The following is a 14900-nucleotide window of genomic DNA, read 5'->3' on the forward strand; positions in this document are numbered from 1 at the left end:
TTGATTTGATAACTGGAATTTCTAAGCTTGAGTTCAATTTTCTTTAAAGGTTAAACAAATGAAAACAGATATATATATCCAAGAACGTATCAATTAACACTAAAAAAGAAACATATTATTATTTATGTTTTTTGTTATTTTAAGAAATTAAATATTTAGTGTTTATTTAATTTCAAGAGGTTTGATTTCCCAGGATAAAGTATTTTCTAAATTATTTTTTCCTATAAAGTTTCCTGTAATTACAGAGGTTAAATTAGATTTTGAAGATGATACCAATGTTAAATATCTATCATCTATTAATCCTTTCCCGCTTGGATCAAAACCTCTCCAACCAGCACCAGGAATATATAATTCAGCCCAAGCGTGTAAATCCAACTCAGAGGGTAACGGATCTTCAAAATGATAACCACTTACAAACCTACTTGGGATACCTATAGACCTGCAAGCTTCAACCATCAGCATTGCTAAATCTCTGCATGAACCTATACGTTCCCTAAGTGTTCTGCTAGCCGGCCATGCTGGACCTGTATGTCTTTTGGTATATTTAACCCGATCCTGAATAATCTCTATTAACTGGTAAGTAAATGATAATGCGTTATTAATGCTTCCTGCTAAGGCTTCTTGGGCAAGTTCTACAGCAGAGGGGTCGTGTTGCCCATTAGGCATCCATCCCTCTAATGCTCCCTGCAAATCTCTGTTAATAATACTTCTACAAAAAGGTAATGTTAAATCTCTATTTTTAACTCCATCAATAATGTTTGGATGTTTAATAGTTTCAACTTCACTGATTGATTCAATAATTAAATTTTCTGTTAATCCATTGAATCTAATTCTATTAATCTCTTCTCCGCTGGCAGCAAGTAATGGATAAATAATTTCTGGTTCTGGGGTTATTTTTAATTCAAAATTCTTTAGCTTTTGGAATCCATTTGACCTTGGCTTTATACATAATCTATGCTCGCCTAATTGAACAGGGTCTTCGTATTTATATTCAAGTTTGTGAATGTATTTAATTCTCATTAATAAACTTATTAATTAATAAAATATTTTTCTTGAATGAGATCATTTAATTTATTTAAATCTATTTGCAATGAATCGATTGCCTCATGCAAACCATCATTAATTATATCTTCAATTCTGATATAACTCCACTTTGCTTTAAGCAAACCTCTCATGCATTCTAATTCTGATGGATTTTCAATACTTGGAGATGTATCTATTGTTTTAAGAGTATTGCTTATCCCATCAAGACAGTATCTTACTGATCTAGGGAAAATTGGATCAAGTAAAAGAAATCTCGCAACTGAATTAGGCTTTATAGAATTTTGCACTGCTTTCCTAAACATTTGATAAGCTCCAGCTGAACGTAAAAGAGCAATCCATTGCAGCTCATCAAGAACTCCTCCAAGTTCATCTAAGCTGGGTAGGAGTAAATAATATTTAACATCTAAAATTCTTGATGTTTTGTCAGCTCTTTCGATTAATCTACCAAGTATGCTGAATCTCCAGGCAAGATCTTTGCTTAAAGTCGCATCTGTAATTCCATAAAAAAGCTGACATTCCCTCCTTATTTCACTTAATTGTTCTTGTCTTGGTTTATTCCATATGGCTTCTCCTTCTTGCATATTCCAATATAAAATATTAATTTGTTCCCACATTTCGGTGGTCATGACATCTCTGATTTGTCTTGCATTTTCTCTTGCCATTTGAATGCAAGAAATTATGCTATTTGGATTTAAACGATCTCTTATTAAAAAATTAATAACGTCATCAGGTTTTTTCTCTGGGAATCTTTTATCAAAAGATTCTCTGTCACTAGAAGCGTCAATTAACGGTAGCCAGGGTTCTGCACTTCCTGGCGGACAATCTAATGACATTGCTTCGCTTACTTCAACGAAACGAGATATGTTTTCAGCGCGTTCTAAATAACGATTGATCCAATAAAGAGATTCTGCTACACGACTTAAAAGCATATTATTTACCTACAACCCATGTATCTTTGCATCCTCCACCTTGAGAAGAATTAACGACTAATGATCCTTTTTTTAATGCTACTCTCGTTAGCCCGCCTGGGCTAACCCATGAATCTTTTCCTCTTAAGATATATGGTCTTAAATCAACATGACATGGATATAGTTCTCCATCACATAACGATGGCACAGTAGATAATTCTAATGTTGGTTGTGCTATGAAATTTCTAGGATTATTTTTAATTTTATTAGAGAATTCTTCTATCTCACTCGTTGTTGAGTGAGGGCCAATTAACATTCCATAACCCCCAGCTTCTGCGACAGACTTAACAACAAGTTTTGATAAATTTTCTAGAACATATTCACGATCCTTTTGATAATGACAAATATACGTTTCTACATTCTTAATAATAATATCTTCATCAAGATAATATTTAATCATTTTGGGAACAAAAGAATAAATCATTTTGTCATCTGCTATTCCAGTACCAGGTGCATTTGCTAAAGCAACATGACCTGCCTTAAAAACATCAAGTAATCCGCTAACACCAAGGCAGGAATCTTTTCTGAAATTAAGAGGATCTAAGAAATCATCATCAATTCGCCTATAAATGACATCTACTCTTTTTAATCCAGAGGTAGTTTTTAAATATACATAATCATCATTACAAACTAAGTCATGACCTTGAACTAGTTGGATGCCCATTTCTTGAGCTAGATAACTATGTTCAAAATAAGCACTATTAAAAATTCCTGGAGTTAGTAAAACTATCTTGGGAGTATCTGTCCAAACTGCAAGTTCTTGAAGAGTTTTTAAAAGATATGATGGATATTCATCAATTGGTTTTACTATTCTTCCAGAGAAAAGATTAGGAAAAATATTCTTCATAACTAATCTATTTTCTAAAAAATAAGCAACTCCAGAAGGGCATCTTAAATTATCTTCTAAAACATGCCAATCTCCTTTTCTATCCCTTATTAAATCAAGTCCTGAAATTTGACACCATTTATTTAGTGGAGGTTTGAAACCTATCATCTGAGGTCTCCAACCTTCTGAACTCTCTATTAATTCTCTTGGAATTATTCCATCATTTATTATTTTTTGAGAATTATAAATATCATCTAGGAATAAATCTATTGCCTCAAGCCTTTGTTTTAGGCCTTTTTCTAACGTTACCCAATCATCTTTACTAATTATTCTGGGAAGTGGATCAAAAGGTAATATTCTCTCAGTACCTTTTAAACCAGTATCGTTTAATCTAAAAGTTGCACCATGTCTTAGTAATAATTTTTTTGCGGCAGAGTGATTCCTGTTTAATTCTTCAAGTCCCATATTATCTAAAGATGAAAGAAGTGGAATCAATATTTCTCTAGCAGAGTTAACATTATCCTTAAAGTATTCATCAAAACTATTTTTAGGCTGATAACTTGAAAACATATATTTCATCGTTTAGTAACTTTTACTTTAGCTTTATATCTTTATTCGTATTTATGGCTACCAAAAATAATATCTCTTGACTAGATCTATATCATTATTTTGATCATTGCAGTATATTTCTTAAAAATCTAAAAAGCATGGGTTCTAGTAATTGGCAATTTGTTTTTTTTAGATATTTCGCAAGCTTTCTTTTTATCCTCTCTCATAGTTTGCTGGTTCTTGATCATCTGCCAGTAGGGGCGGCACTTCACGGACTTGGGGAAGTTTTTATTGCACCTTGGGCTTTTAGGGAAAGAGCATGGGATCTTGTTGTTATTGCAGTTTTATTTTTCTTCTTCGATATCTGGGGACTTATAAACACTCCTTGGAATTAACTGATATTATTTATTTACTAAATCTGGGAAAATCATAATAAAAAATGAATTCTTATTTTAATCAAATTTATAAAATAATTTTTCTTTTATTATTTATTAATAGTTCCAATTTACATGCACATAATTTATTTAATGGTGGTTGCAAAGAACATTGTGGGCATAAAGTTAAAGTAATAAGTAATAAAAACAAATTAAAAAATATTGATGATCAAATAAATATTGAAAGTAAAAATTCTTGTTTAAATAAATCACTTTGTAGAGGTTGACCTCTTGAGATTTTTTTAATTGTTTTAAGCAGTTTGATCTTTGATAATTATCATTAAATTACCATTTGCTTGATAATTTTTATTAGGAGGATTTATTTGATTTTTAATTAAAAAAATAAAAGTATAAATCAACGGTAGAAGTAATGATGAAGCAGCAACTAAAGCGATTATTTGGTTTAACTTAATATATGGTTTTTTTACGAGATCCTCTCCGCATAATCCACAAATCAAATTTCCTTTTAAGGATTGTTTTTGAAATTGATATTTAGGATTGCAATATGGGCAATAATATCGAACCATTTTTAAATTTTATTGTTTTAATCATTATCTATAAAACTGGAAGAAAGTCATCTTAATAAAAAAAAGAGGGCTTATTAAAGCCCTCTTTTATCTCTTACTTATATTTTTTACTGAAGTTAATAACGCACCTAAATCATGGATCCTTGTTGCTAACTTCTATTAAGCTAATGCTCACCAAAATTAACTAATTGTCTTTAACTGGGGCAAAAACTCTAGAATTAAGCTTGTTTCTTAAAGGGCACCTAAACGATGCAGAAGAAGGAAGCTTAGACATTAATAAAAAATAATTGGAGCAGTTAATTAAATTAGTTCGGTTTATTCCGAAATTTCAGGCAGGCTATCGATCATTTTGAAAGACCTCCTAGAACTCAACAATATAAAATTAGGAAAATATCTCACTAAAGACAATCCGTTTTTATACGCATTGCTTTTTAATTAAAAATGTCCGAGAGTAGTAATCAATCGTACTAATTTTTTTGAGGTATTTTTAGTAAGTTTTGCTTATTTCTTTTGATATTTAATTCGACTATCTTAATTTTAAATAATTGAGGTTATCTTTTATGAAGCAGTCGAAAGAAGTTAGTAAAACTGATGAATCTAATCCTGTAGATGAATATTTTCAATGTCTCTCATATTGCGATATTCACCCAAAAGGAATAGATAATGACTGTGAGGTCATTTGTATGGAAAGACATTTAAAAGCCAACTATTGGTAATTATAAATTTCTACTTTTTACTTAAATCCCTTTGAAAAAAGGTTAGTACGAACTTTAAATTTCCATACATTTACAACACCTTTTGCATTAACTGCTGCAAGTGCACAATCATCAGGTCTCCAAGATATTGCCCCTACTAAATCTCCAGCGAATGCCGCCCCAACGGGATCACCATTGCCGTCATTCTTTAGGAAACTTGCGACAACAGAACCATCCCTAGATCCTGAGGCTACGAGCATACCTTTATTTGAAAAGGCTAGGCTCGAAATGGGTTCTGTATGGTGACATAGCTCTCCTGGCATAGTCCCTTCTGGACCATTTCCTATAAAGCTCCAAACTGTAATTCTTTCACTGCCACTAGTTGCTAATAATTTTCCGCTGTCATCAAAAGAAAGATGACTTGGTTTACCAGGGTATCCAGTCATTTCGGCATCCATTCCTGTTGATCTTCTCCAAAAATGAACAGAATTGTCTTGACTCCCACAGGCGACTATATCTCCATCGGGGCTTAATTCCATAGATACCAATGATCCTTGCCATTCGAGTTTTTGATTCGTTTTATTATTAACTATGTCAAAGAATGTCACTCTTCCATAGCAAGCAGTTGCTAGCTCATTTTTATTTGACCACGTTATTGCACTTACTGTGCTCGGATGGTCTTCCGAGATCCATTTCTCTTCACCAATTTCATTAAAAACATATACTTTTTTTGAGGAAGCTATGGCAAGAAATAAACCGTCATTAGACCACTTGAGGTGTTCTACCCAACCTTTGCCAAGATCAAGTGTTTTAATAACTTTACCTTCATGGCAATTACAAATTTGAACATTTCCATCCTGACCTGATGATGCAAAAATTTCACCCTCTGGATGAATTGCCATTGCTAGTAGACCACCAGAGTGAGTATTTTCTTTTTTCCAAATAATTTTTCCAGTATCTCCTTCGAATGCAAAAATACCACCTGCTACGTCACCAACAATAAATTGTTTTCCTTTAAGAGCCCAACCACATGCTATGGCGTAATCGTTAACTTCAGCAGTCCATCCTTCATGGAACATGCCTCTTGGGCTAAATGGTTCTATATCAGGCATTTATCAAAGCCTTCTTGCATCTCTTTCTCATTTAAATTTCTACCGATAAAAACAAGTTGATTTCTACGAGGTTCGTTACCCCATTCTTTATCAGGTTGTGCAGTAAATAACATGTGAACTCCCTGGAAAACTATTCTCCTTGGGTTACCTGAGTAACTTATGAAACCTTTAGTTCTGAATATATCCACTCCTTTTTCTGATAGAAGTCTTCCCATCCAAGTATTTAGTTTTTCTGGGTCAACATCTCCAAAACGCTCTATAGCAATTGAGCCTACTTCATCATCATGTTCGTGCTCTGCTTGCCAGAATCTTTCAGTATTAAATGGAATCTCTTTATTTTCGCCACTTTTAATGACTTTCATATTGAATTCTTCAGCAGTATGCTGTGTAAACAAACCTATTTTTGTTGGTTTTTCTATGTTCAGGATGAAGGATTTATTTCCTTTATCCTCCAATTTGAGATTTATATGTTCTCCATATGGGATAGTATTTCCAGGATCTAAACTATTAGCTTTTTCTGCATAAAGTCTCACAGAGGATTCAGCACCATCTTTAAGTTCCTCTTCACTCTCTCCTTGGTTAGCGAGGGCTACTAAGGACATTTCTGGATCGGGTCCTTCTTCTAGCATTAATTCATATTTACCTGCATCAAGATCGTAAACACCTGTCCATTCAAAAGGATATTCTGGTTCAAGGAATGTTGGCCTGCGTTTAAGGATCTGATCAAGATCAAATGCACTTAGATTTAAGACTGTTTCAATTGGTACTTTGGCATTCTCGGCTCTAATAATGCGAGTCATTCGATTCATATCTCTCAATCTTGATTCAAGGGTATCTAATGCATCATCAGAGACTAAATCAGTTTTATTAAGGACAAGAACATCTGCAAATGCCACTTGTTCTGAACTTTCTTCACTCCTGCCTAGCTGTTGATCAATATGTGCAGCATCAACTAAAGTCACAATTCCATCAAGAGTAAATTCAGAACTAATCTCTTCATCCATGAAAAAAGTCTGAGCAACTGGGCCTGGATCTGCTAATCCTGTAGTTTCCACTAAAACATAGTCAAACTTATCTCTTCTTTTCATAAGGTTGCCAAGGACTCTTATTAAATCACCGCGAACAGTACAACAAATGCACCCGTTTGACATCTCAAATACTTCTTCATCGGCATTAATTACGAGACCTTGATCTATACCTACTTCACCGTATTCATTCTCTATTACGGCTATTCTTTTCCCGTGCTCTTCACTTAAAATTCTATTAAGCAAAGTAGTCTTCCCTGAACCTAAGAAGCCAGTGAGGATGGTTACGGGAACTTTATCTTTGATGCTCATTTACTGATTTTTACTATATAAACAATAGTTTAATAATAGTAATAATAAAAAATGAAAACCGTTTTTATTAGAAAAATTTAATCTGAAAGTTTGTACCATTCAGACTCAAGATTGGAGCCAGATTCTTTATCACAACTTCCACCTAATGAATCAACAATTGTACAAGTATTGTGAACAGCTACTGAAACAGTATTACCATCCATCATCAATCCATCAACAAATATTTGATCAGGAGAAATAGGAATAGAACTTTGTCTGCTTAGATTTCTTAACAGTTTGGAAGCAGGTTTTTGCTCTGGGAAAAGAGCCAAAACATTATCTTCTTTAAGTTCTTTAAGTACAGACTTTATATTTTCCGGTCTTAAGCTTGAGGAGTCTCCAAGAAAGTCAAGTAAACTAATGGTTTCAAAACCAAAAGCATCACCGTAGTATTCCATCGCCTTGTGTTTAGACACAATTACTCTGTTCTCCTCAGGAATGGAGCCTACTTGTTCGACGATCCAACTATCCAAGTCTTCCAAGATAGAATCAGCCTTTTCAAATCTTTCATTAATTTGCTTTCTTATGCTTCTCTTAGAAGCATCCTTCTTTAAACTTTCGTTTATAATGTTTCCCATTTTTATAATGTTATGAGGATCATGCCAGACATGAGGATCTAGTCCTCCATGATCATGATGATGATGCCCCTCTCCTTCATCTGGTACTTGTGCTATCGGCTCTACATCACTATTCAATGCGTCTTTAAAAAAGTGCTCATTTGCCTCAAACTCAAAAGGCATGTGTTCAGTAAAGAATGTATATTGACCATCTTCTTTAATTTCCACGTTGAAAACTGTGCTTTCTTTTCGTTGATCAAAGTTAAGCACAAAAGCTTTATTACTTGCTGTAAGAGTCCCATTATTATTTCTCTTTGTTGAGAATCTAGATCCTAATAGTTCTTTAGCTAAATCTTCCGATCCCTCTATGTCATTAGATTTTAGAATTACCATTTTCATTGCAGGATCTGCATATTCGCCATCAACTTTTGCGAATGACCATTTGTAGGATCCTTTAGATAACTGGAATTTACCTGCCCATTCAAAAGCTCCTTCAGCGTGGTCATCATGTCCACCATGATCTGAGTGATCGTCATGACCTCCATGATCAGAGTGGTTATCTACCTTAGCTGAATGTTCAGCGTGATCATCATGTCCCGAATGATCAGAGTGGTCATCTACTTCTATTGCGCTAACACCTATAACAACTGTTTGCTTTTTGCTTTCCCAATTTCTCATACTTGGAGTCATTTCTTTACCAAGAGTGAATACTTTATCGGCGTTATTAAGTAATTGAGCTTGTCTTGGATTGATCTTAAAGTCATGAACATCCTGCTTTCTATCTACTAAGCATGTAACCTCGTCTGAAGGTAATGCAATTGATTTAACTAAATCACAAACTAGTGGTTCTACTGCTACGTAAGACTTTTCCTTAGCCAAAACATCCTGCCCAAAACCAGAAAATATTATTGTTCCTGCTATCACGGAATTTTTGATTATTGAATTACTTGAATTTTTTTTATTTGTTAAAAGTCTTTTCAAAATTGACATAAAAAATTATTAAATACTTAAAAATGATAATCATTTTCATTATACATAGCAAGTAAAAGTATCAAATGTTATGAAAATAATACGCAACTTGTATTATTGGTAAGCTTGTAAAGTGACTTTTTTAAAAGATTAATTAATGGCTACTTTAGTCGCTGAAAATTTAACCTTTGCATACTCAAAAAAAAGTAAGCCAGTTTTGAATAAGGTATCGGTTGAGATTAAACCTGGAACTCTAACAGCGTTAGTTGGCCCAAATGGCGCAGGTAAATCAACTCTTTTGAGAATTTTGCAAGGACAAAATACTCCAGATAAAGGCGAAATAAAAATTGATGGTGAAAATTTATATAGATCTAGAGCTCTTGTGGCACTTATGCCTCAAAGAAGTTCTATGAATTGGAAGTTCCCCATCACAGTTGAAAAATTGATATCTCTTGGTCAAATAAAGTATTCAAAATCAAGAAGTAATAACCCATTTCAAATTAAGACTCTTCTAGCATATCCTAATTCATGGATTAATAAATGTTGTGAATTAGAGGCGACAATGCAGAGAGTAGGCATTGCAAGTTTGGCGAATAGAAGACTCGATTCTCTTTCAGGAGGACAGCAGCAAAGAGCTCTATTAGCAAAAACTCTTATGTCCCCGGCAAAAATATTTCTTTTAGATGAACCTTGTGCAGCTTTGGACCCACCTGCGAAGGAGGATTTTCTTAAAATTGTTCGTCAACTTGCCGATGCCGGACTTTCTTTGCTCGTAAGTAGCCATGATTGGGGCGATTCTTTAAATAACTATGATCAAGTAATCGTTCTTGATAAAAGTGTTTTGGCAGTTGGTAGTCCTGACCAAATACAAGATAAATTAGAAGCAATAAACATTAGCTCTATAAACGAAAATAATTTCTGTGATTAGAGAATGTTACTTTTTAATTCTGAGCTTGATAACAGTTTTGGCAAAGCCCGAAATACTCCAGGGTATGAAACAACAATTGGAATTTCTTTGGATTTGTTTTGGGTGTATGAATATCTTTTACCGGGCATCCTTCCATTTTTGATGTCTCACCACATTGAACACAGGTCAAATGATGAATATCTCTATCTACGGGAGTGTAAAGAACCTCTCCAGTTGGGAGATGTCTAGAACGTATTAAGCCATGCTTTATCAGAACTTGAAGATTCCTGTAAACAGTCGTCAGTCCCATAGCCTTTCCGCTTTCTATCAATTGTCTATGCAACTCTTGACCAGTCAATTCATCCTCGCATTTATTAAGTTCTTCAAGAAGTTGTTCTTGTCTTTTGGTAATGTCAGACTTAGTTACCATTGTTTCCGAAATCTTTTTTTGTCCCGTATTTTTGATCATACCGAATCATTCGAATAATGTCTTTTATTAATAACAACTGGTGGCTGGTTCCATTAATAATAACTATATTCTCTGGGATTTTATGCCCAGCTATGGGAACTGTATTAATCACGCATAAGAGATTATTACAAGTTAATTTAATCTCTCATTGTGTGTTGCCTGGACTTGCTCTCGCATTAGCGCTTGGAATTCACCCCTCAATTGGTGGTGTTATAAGTGGTCTTCTGGGCTCAGTAATTGCGGAAAGTTTAACTAATAGAAAAAGTGAAAATTATGAAGCAGTTATGAATACTATTCTCGCTGGAATGCTTGGATTTGGGGTCCTTATAATCCCTTTACTCGGAATAAGGATTGATTTGGAGGCAGTATTATTTGGCGATTTATTGACAGCAAATTTTGGAGATTTACTGAGAACAATTATTGCTTTTTTAGTATTTATACTTTTAATGACTTTTGGATATGAAAAAGTTGTTTATGTGGGATTGGATCCAGAAGGTGCATCCGCGAGCGGTATAAACGTTTCTTTATTGAATCTTGCTTTGAGTTTAACAACGGCATTAGTAATTGTAAGTTCAATGTCAGCAGTGGGAGTAATTCTCGTTATTGCTCTTCTTTCTACCCCAACACTGTTAGGGCTTAATAAGGCTCATAGTTTAAGAATTGCAATGATGAGGTCTTCATTTTTTGGATTATGTATCTCACTTTTGGGCTTTATTCTCTCTATAGTCTTTAATTTGTCGCCTGGACCTGCAATTAGTGTTATTTGTGTCGCATCTCTTTTGATTCCTAAACTTCGTAAATAATTAAATCTTAAATGTCCAATCAGAGTTCAATGCTTGAGCTTCTGGATTGTTTTTTAAAGCTAATTCCATAGCCTCTTTTTTATTATTAGCTATAACAACTTCATCAAATTCCTTTCCATTTTTTTTGAGACTTACTTTGAAACGCATAAAAATTTTTTAATTAATCAAAAGTTAACCACTAAGCAAATAGATTTAAATACTTTTAAAAGTTAATTGATGAAATAGAAACTTTAGTTATTTTGAAGTTTTTCTACTACAGATTCTTTCTCAATTTTAGCTACATCTTGTAATCCATTAGCATCAAACCAAGGAGCGTTTTCCCAATTAAATCCTTCACCAAACGTATTATCGGGAGCAGCTACGTACCAGTGACATGAAGAATCGGGAACATCTACAGCACATTTTGACCAGTCAGCTTCCCACTGTGGAACTTGTACCCACATCACAGATGCTAATAAAAAAGAAAAAATAAAATTCATAATTATCGGTTAGCAAAATTTTGAAAGATTTTTTTCACATTCTTTCTTTCTTTTCTTCCAGTAATTCTCAAGTATTTGATATTTATGCTTATTTTTGAATTGACTTAAATGAATATTATTCTGATTAAGAACTGAAGTATTTTTGATTTTCATGACTCAAGCTGTCTACGTAGAACATATTTAAGACACTTTATAGATTTTTTGAAGTGAATTTATACTTAATTTTGTCTTACTTTTGTGTAGGTAAGTATTTTTCGGGATTATTTTCAATATAAGTAAGCGAATATTTGACAATACCTACTATTACTGAAAAAAGAGCAATTGCCGAAATAAGAAAAATGATTTTTTTGTAAATGCTTTTCATTAATTTTTTATGTTTTTGATTATTTTTTTCATCAACGCCCAATTTTTCTGAAAGATTTAAATAATTAGTAATTTATACTGTAGCCTTTTAAATTACCTACGGAGTAAATTAAATACATCAGAAACTCCTCACACACTTTTTTCTGATAACTTTAAAAGTACTCAACTGCAATGTTTGAGTACTTTTTGTATTTTTTTGCGATGTGACAGTTAAGATAGAGGTCTATTAGGCATTACATATTTTGAAATTAAGTGTGATATTAAGTTTGTGTGTAGGAGGAATTGATTCATTTCAGTGGAAACAAGGAAACACTTGATTTAAATCAATTTTAAAAAGATCTCTCTCTGAGGGGTCTTTTTTTTTGGGTTATTAGAAATAAATATTAAATTCTGAATATAAAAACATATATGCTTTCTTCCAAAATAATTAGATACGTCATTACAAATTAGTAATTTAATTCGTTAGATTATGCTTCGTTAAATATTTCTGTTAATGAAAATACTTTTTTTAGCAATTTTAATTTGTTCAAGCTTTTTATTCCCTTCTTCATCATTTGCCTCACATGTAGAACTAAAACCTTGTGTAGAGATCGCTCATTGTGTACGCGAAGAATGGGAGGTTAACAATATTGAGAAACCTTTTGAAGAGATTAAAACATTTATCGAAAACACTCCAAGAACTGAGATTGTAGAAATAGATGGCGATTATCTTCATGCTGAGGCAACCAGTAAATGGATGAAGTATGTAGACGACTTAGAAGTATCCTTTCTACCTGAATCAAACATCTTATCAATAAGATCAGAATCAAGAGTTGGAGAAAGTGATTTGGGAGTGAATCAAAAAAGAGTTGATTTACTAAAATCAAAAATGTTTTAAGATAAAAAAGTTAAAAAAAATTTTATTTTTATTGTTTTTTGTATAACTTTTCCATTTTTAAAAAAAATTAGCAGATAAAAAAGTGATAATTGTCATCATGCCTTGAATAATGGCAAATTTATTAGATTTTCTCTGAAAAGATGATCATAAATTTTATATATTTATTGTTATCTAGTTTTGTTTTTTTCTGGTTTTATATAAATATTAAAAAAACTGGAGTTAAATGGATAATCAAAGGTCTTTTGCAAATTGGAATATTGGTATTATTCATTGGAGGGTTTTTCAAAATATTTTTCACCTTACCCCCTAATTTATTTATAAAAATATTTTTTTTTATTATTTATACATGGTGCACTGTTGGAATAAATGTAAATTTCATGATCCCTTTGATTAGTTTGATTGACCAAAAAATAGTAAAAAAATAAAACTAAAATATGCCTTAATTCTCAGTACAAAAATAAATCTATTTCTTTAATCTGCAATATTAAAATTTATAGGATTTATTTTTTCCTTTTGAAAGTCTTTTTCTTGTATACCTAGTCTTTAATGCCAAGTCTGTCATTATATATATTCCAAATAAAAGAAGGATTATTCCAATAAAGTATTTCATTATTTTTTATGTAATTACTATGTTTGAGATTTATAATTATGCCAACTAATTTTAATATCTATTTCTTGAGATAAATTTCTTGTGACTGGACATTCTTTGGAAGCTTTTTTCAAAAAATCAATAGTTTCATTAGAAGTGTTCTTTGGTATAAAAATATCTATTATTAGTTCTTTTATCTTCCTCTCGCTATTTTGTGTCATTACTTTTTCAATATTTAAATATATACCTTTCAAATCAAATCCTTTCAATTTAGCTTTGATGGCCATAATGGTTAGCAGGCAAGTACCTAGAGATGTTGCTAATAAATCAGTTGGAGAAAAACTTTCACCTTTACCGCAGTGATCTAAAGGTGCATCAGTTCTAATAAGACTTCCAGATTGTAGATGAATAGCCTCACAGTTTAAATTTCCTAAATAAGAACATTTAACTTTAGTCATTTTAAAAAATTAAATTAGGAAAATATTATTAGTAAAAAATTATGGAACATAACAAGATTATTGATGAGAAATTTTTTATTTGCATATTAGTGGAGTATTAAGGAAATTCATCATTCAAGTTTTGAAATCAGTTTTTATATCCATATTCCTCTAAGCAATACTCAATTAATTCAATTGATTTATTAAGAGTTCTTTTATTTTTATTTTCTAGATCGAAACATTCATTTAAAACACGTATAGATTCATTTAAGAATGATTCTTCTTTATTTTTTATATCTTTAACTTGATTTATATAAATTAATTTTTTAATCCCAATTAGGGAAAATATGATTATTGATATTGTAAAAATTGCTATTTTGAATTTATTCATACAATTAGTTATTACCAATATTTTAATTTACTTAATATCTGAAAACTTTACATAGCTTATAGAACTAAGTAATTACATACGTAGCTGCTGTTATTGCTATGGCAGTAATTGAAATGAAGATGTATGGAACAACCTTTAAAGGTATATATAGATTATTTTTAGACATAACTAGAACCTTTATACAAATAATTACATTCCCTTTAAACTTTATAAGTCTTCAAATATACAAATTAATTTTCTTTGTATAAATTCAATCCTTTTAAAGATTAACAAATTTATATTCATTGAATTTTCATTAAATAAAGTATCTCTAAATCTTGTCTTGAGTCCGATATTTTTCTTTTTAAAAAGATTAATTCTTCTTGGCTCATTTTTGATTCTTTTATAATCAATTCTGCTTGTTCAATAGCATGTTCTATATTTCTAATTTTAATATCTCTTATTGAGGGATCATCTTTACATGCTTTTTTAGTATTTGCATCTAACATATGTACGAAAATATTACCTTGAATATAATCTAATTTAAAA

19 protein-coding genes are annotated in these 14900 nt (G+C 31.9%); 6 read left to right on the plus strand and 13 right to left on the minus strand.

Annotated features, from left to right (window positions below):
- Nucleotides 1-162: 162 nt before the first annotated feature.
- Genes BS621_RS08390 through BS621_RS08400 form a run of 3 tightly spaced genes read right to left on the minus strand, consistent with a single transcriptional unit; the run spans nt 163 to nt 3417 of the window.
- Complete coding sequence (locus tag BS621_RS08390; RefSeq protein ID WP_077142505.1) at nt 163-1020, minus strand: transglutaminase family protein; 858 nt, start codon at nt 1018-1020, stop codon at nt 163-165.
- An 11-nt stretch (nt 1021-1031) separates the two neighbouring features.
- Nucleotides 1032-1973 (minus strand): alpha-E domain-containing protein, encoded by a 942-nt coding sequence (locus BS621_RS08395; protein ID WP_077142506.1) that lies wholly within the window; start codon nt 1971-1973, stop codon nt 1032-1034.
- Between the two features lies 1 nt (nt 1974).
- Complete coding sequence (locus BS621_RS08400) at nt 1975-3417, minus strand: circularly permuted type 2 ATP-grasp protein (RefSeq protein WP_077142507.1); 1443 nt, start codon at nt 3415-3417, stop codon at nt 1975-1977.
- A gap of 128 nt (nt 3418-3545) precedes the next feature.
- Between BS621_RS08400 and BS621_RS08405 the strand changes: the two genes are divergently transcribed.
- Together BS621_RS08405 and BS621_RS08410 are read left to right on the plus strand one after the other, a co-directional pair.
- On the plus strand, nt 3546-3782 hold the full coding sequence (locus BS621_RS08405; protein ID WP_025894642.1) for a hypothetical protein: 237 nt from the start codon (nt 3546-3548) through the stop codon (nt 3780-3782).
- A gap of 44 nt (nt 3783-3826) precedes the next feature.
- Entirely contained in the window at nt 3827-4048 is a 222-nt protein-coding gene (locus BS621_RS08410) for a hypothetical protein (protein ID WP_077142508.1), read from the plus strand.
- A gap of 24 nt (nt 4049-4072) precedes the next feature.
- Here BS621_RS08410 and BS621_RS08415 read toward each other — a convergent pair whose 3' ends face one another.
- Nucleotides 4073-4348, minus strand: a complete 276-nt coding sequence (locus tag BS621_RS08415) for a DNA gyrase (protein ID WP_077142509.1) — start codon at nt 4346-4348, stop codon at nt 4073-4075.
- A gap of 560 nt (nt 4349-4908) precedes the next feature.
- Between BS621_RS08415 and BS621_RS09595 the strand changes: the two genes are divergently transcribed.
- Nucleotides 4909-5064: a hypothetical protein gene (locus BS621_RS09595; RefSeq protein WP_198025624.1), complete on the plus strand. Its 156-nt coding sequence runs from the start codon at nt 4909-4911 to the stop codon at nt 5062-5064.
- 17 nt (nt 5065-5081) lie between these two features.
- On the opposite strand, the gene BS621_RS08420 is transcribed toward BS621_RS09595, so the two are convergent.
- The 3 genes from BS621_RS08420 to BS621_RS08430 form a co-directional block, all read right to left on the minus strand.
- Nucleotides 5082-6155, minus strand: coding sequence for a WD40 repeat domain-containing protein (locus BS621_RS08420; RefSeq protein WP_077142510.1), 1074 nt, complete (start codon nt 6153-6155; stop codon nt 5082-5084).
- Complete coding sequence (locus tag BS621_RS08425; RefSeq protein WP_077142511.1) at nt 6143-7492, minus strand: CobW family GTP-binding protein; 1350 nt, start codon at nt 7490-7492, stop codon at nt 6143-6145. Before BS621_RS08425 ends, BS621_RS08420 begins: the two co-directional genes overlap by 13 nt.
- A gap of 77 nt (nt 7493-7569) precedes the next feature.
- Nucleotides 7570-9078 carry a metal ABC transporter solute-binding protein, Zn/Mn family gene (locus BS621_RS08430; protein ID WP_077142512.1) on the minus strand — a complete coding sequence of 503 codons (1509 nt, stop codon included), beginning with the start codon at nt 9076-9078 and terminating at the stop codon, nt 7570-7572.
- Between the two features lie 136 nt (nt 9079-9214).
- On the opposite strand from BS621_RS08430, the gene BS621_RS08435 reads away from it, so the two are divergent.
- The gene (locus tag BS621_RS08435; protein WP_077142513.1) at nt 9215-9985 is read left to right on the plus strand and encodes an ABC transporter ATP-binding protein; all 771 of its coding nucleotides are present in this window, start codon (nt 9215-9217) and stop codon (nt 9983-9985) included.
- A 13-nt stretch (nt 9986-9998) separates the two neighbouring features.
- Here BS621_RS08435 and BS621_RS08440 read toward each other — a convergent pair whose 3' ends face one another.
- On the minus strand, nt 9999-10433 hold the full coding sequence (locus BS621_RS08440) for a Fur family transcriptional regulator (RefSeq protein WP_011863091.1): 435 nt from the start codon (nt 10431-10433) through the stop codon (nt 9999-10001).
- A gap of 17 nt (nt 10434-10450) precedes the next feature.
- Here BS621_RS08440 and BS621_RS08445 point away from each other — a divergent pair, with 17 nt between their 5' ends.
- On the plus strand, nt 10451-11236 hold the full coding sequence (locus tag BS621_RS08445) for a metal ABC transporter permease (protein WP_077142514.1): 786 nt from the start codon (nt 10451-10453) through the stop codon (nt 11234-11236).
- Here BS621_RS08445 and BS621_RS09600 read toward each other — a convergent pair whose 3' ends face one another.
- On the minus strand, nt 11237-11383 hold the full coding sequence (locus BS621_RS09600; protein WP_167315824.1) for a hypothetical protein: 147 nt from the start codon (nt 11381-11383) through the stop codon (nt 11237-11239).
- An 83-nt stretch (nt 11384-11466) separates the two neighbouring features.
- The gene (locus BS621_RS08450) at nt 11467-11715 is read right to left on the minus strand and encodes a hypothetical protein (protein ID WP_011376589.1); all 249 of its coding nucleotides are present in this window, start codon (nt 11713-11715) and stop codon (nt 11467-11469) included.
- Nucleotides 11716-12571: 856 nt separating this feature from the next.
- On the opposite strand from BS621_RS08450, the gene BS621_RS08455 reads away from it, so the two are divergent.
- Nucleotides 12572-12955 carry a DUF1499 domain-containing protein gene (locus BS621_RS08455; protein WP_025926616.1) on the plus strand — a complete coding sequence of 128 codons (384 nt, stop codon included), beginning with the start codon at nt 12572-12574 and terminating at the stop codon, nt 12953-12955.
- 627 nt (nt 12956-13582) lie between these two features.
- Here the strand turns inward: BS621_RS08455 and BS621_RS08465 are convergent.
- The 3 genes from BS621_RS08465 to BS621_RS08475 all read right to left on the minus strand — a co-directional run bounded on the left by BS621_RS08465 (nt 13583) and on the right by BS621_RS08475 (nt 14860).
- Nucleotides 13583-14002, minus strand: coding sequence for an OsmC family protein (locus BS621_RS08465; RefSeq protein WP_077142516.1), 420 nt, complete (start codon nt 14000-14002; stop codon nt 13583-13585).
- A gap of 127 nt (nt 14003-14129) precedes the next feature.
- Nucleotides 14130-14372, minus strand: a complete 243-nt coding sequence (locus BS621_RS08470) for a hypothetical protein (protein ID WP_025933639.1) — start codon at nt 14370-14372, stop codon at nt 14130-14132.
- Nucleotides 14373-14653: 281 nt separating this feature from the next.
- On the minus strand, nt 14654-14860 hold the full coding sequence (locus BS621_RS08475) for a hypothetical protein (RefSeq protein ID WP_077142517.1): 207 nt from the start codon (nt 14858-14860) through the stop codon (nt 14654-14656).
- Nucleotides 14861-14900: the final 40 nt, after the last annotated feature.

The sequence above is a fragment of the Prochlorococcus sp. RS04 genome, from assembly GCF_001989455.1.
Lineage (GTDB): Bacteria > Cyanobacteriota > Cyanobacteriia > PCC-6307 > Cyanobiaceae > Prochlorococcus_A.

Excerpts from the sequence above, each read along its gene's own strand:
- BS621_RS08405 (WP_025894642.1), top strand. The coding sequence starts at position 3,546 with ATGGGTTCTAGTAATTGGCAATTTGTTTTTTTTAGATATTTCGCAAGC.
- BS621_RS08400 (WP_077142507.1), bottom strand. The coding sequence starts at position 3,417 with ATGAAATATATGTTTTCAAGTTATCAGCCTAAAAATAGTTTTGATGAA.
- BS621_RS08410 (WP_077142508.1), top strand. The coding sequence starts at position 3,827 with ATGAATTCTTATTTTAATCAAATTTATAAAATAATTTTTCTTTTATTA.
- BS621_RS08465 (WP_077142516.1), bottom strand. The coding sequence starts at position 14,002 with ATGACTAAAGTTAAATGTTCTTATTTAGGAAATTTAAACTGTGAGGCT.
- BS621_RS08475 (WP_077142517.1), bottom strand. The coding sequence starts at position 14,860 with ATGTTAGATGCAAATACTAAAAAAGCATGTAAAGATGATCCCTCAATA.
- BS621_RS09595 (WP_198025624.1), top strand. The coding sequence starts at position 4,909 with ATGAAGCAGTCGAAAGAAGTTAGTAAAACTGATGAATCTAATCCTGTA.
- BS621_RS08420 (WP_077142510.1), bottom strand. The coding sequence starts at position 6,155 with ATGCCTGATATAGAACCATTTAGCCCAAGAGGCATGTTCCATGAAGGA.
- BS621_RS08435 (WP_077142513.1), top strand. The coding sequence starts at position 9,215 with ATGGCTACTTTAGTCGCTGAAAATTTAACCTTTGCATACTCAAAAAAA.
- BS621_RS08470 (WP_025933639.1), bottom strand. The coding sequence starts at position 14,372 with ATGAATAAATTCAAAATAGCAATTTTTACAATATCAATAATCATATTT.
- BS621_RS09600 (WP_167315824.1), bottom strand. The coding sequence starts at position 11,383 with ATGCGTTTCAAAGTAAGTCTCAAAAAAAATGGAAAGGAATTTGATGAA.
- BS621_RS08455 (WP_025926616.1), top strand. The coding sequence starts at position 12,572 with ATGAAAATACTTTTTTTAGCAATTTTAATTTGTTCAAGCTTTTTATTC.
- BS621_RS08445 (WP_077142514.1), top strand. The coding sequence starts at position 10,451 with ATGTCTTTTATTAATAACAACTGGTGGCTGGTTCCATTAATAATAACT.
- BS621_RS08430 (WP_077142512.1), bottom strand. The coding sequence starts at position 9,078 with ATGTCAATTTTGAAAAGACTTTTAACAAATAAAAAAAATTCAAGTAAT.
- BS621_RS08440 (WP_011863091.1), bottom strand. The coding sequence starts at position 10,433 with ATGATCAAAAATACGGGACAAAAAAAGATTTCGGAAACAATGGTAACT.
- BS621_RS08395 (WP_077142506.1), bottom strand. The coding sequence starts at position 1,973 with ATGCTTTTAAGTCGTGTAGCAGAATCTCTTTATTGGATCAATCGTTAT.
- BS621_RS08425 (WP_077142511.1), bottom strand. The coding sequence starts at position 7,492 with ATGAGCATCAAAGATAAAGTTCCCGTAACCATCCTCACTGGCTTCTTA.
- BS621_RS08390 (WP_077142505.1), bottom strand. The coding sequence starts at position 1,020 with ATGAGAATTAAATACATTCACAAACTTGAATATAAATACGAAGACCCT.
- BS621_RS08450 (WP_011376589.1), bottom strand. The coding sequence starts at position 11,715 with ATGAATTTTATTTTTTCTTTTTTATTAGCATCTGTGATGTGGGTACAA.
- BS621_RS08415 (WP_077142509.1), bottom strand. The coding sequence starts at position 4,348 with ATGGTTCGATATTATTGCCCATATTGCAATCCTAAATATCAATTTCAA.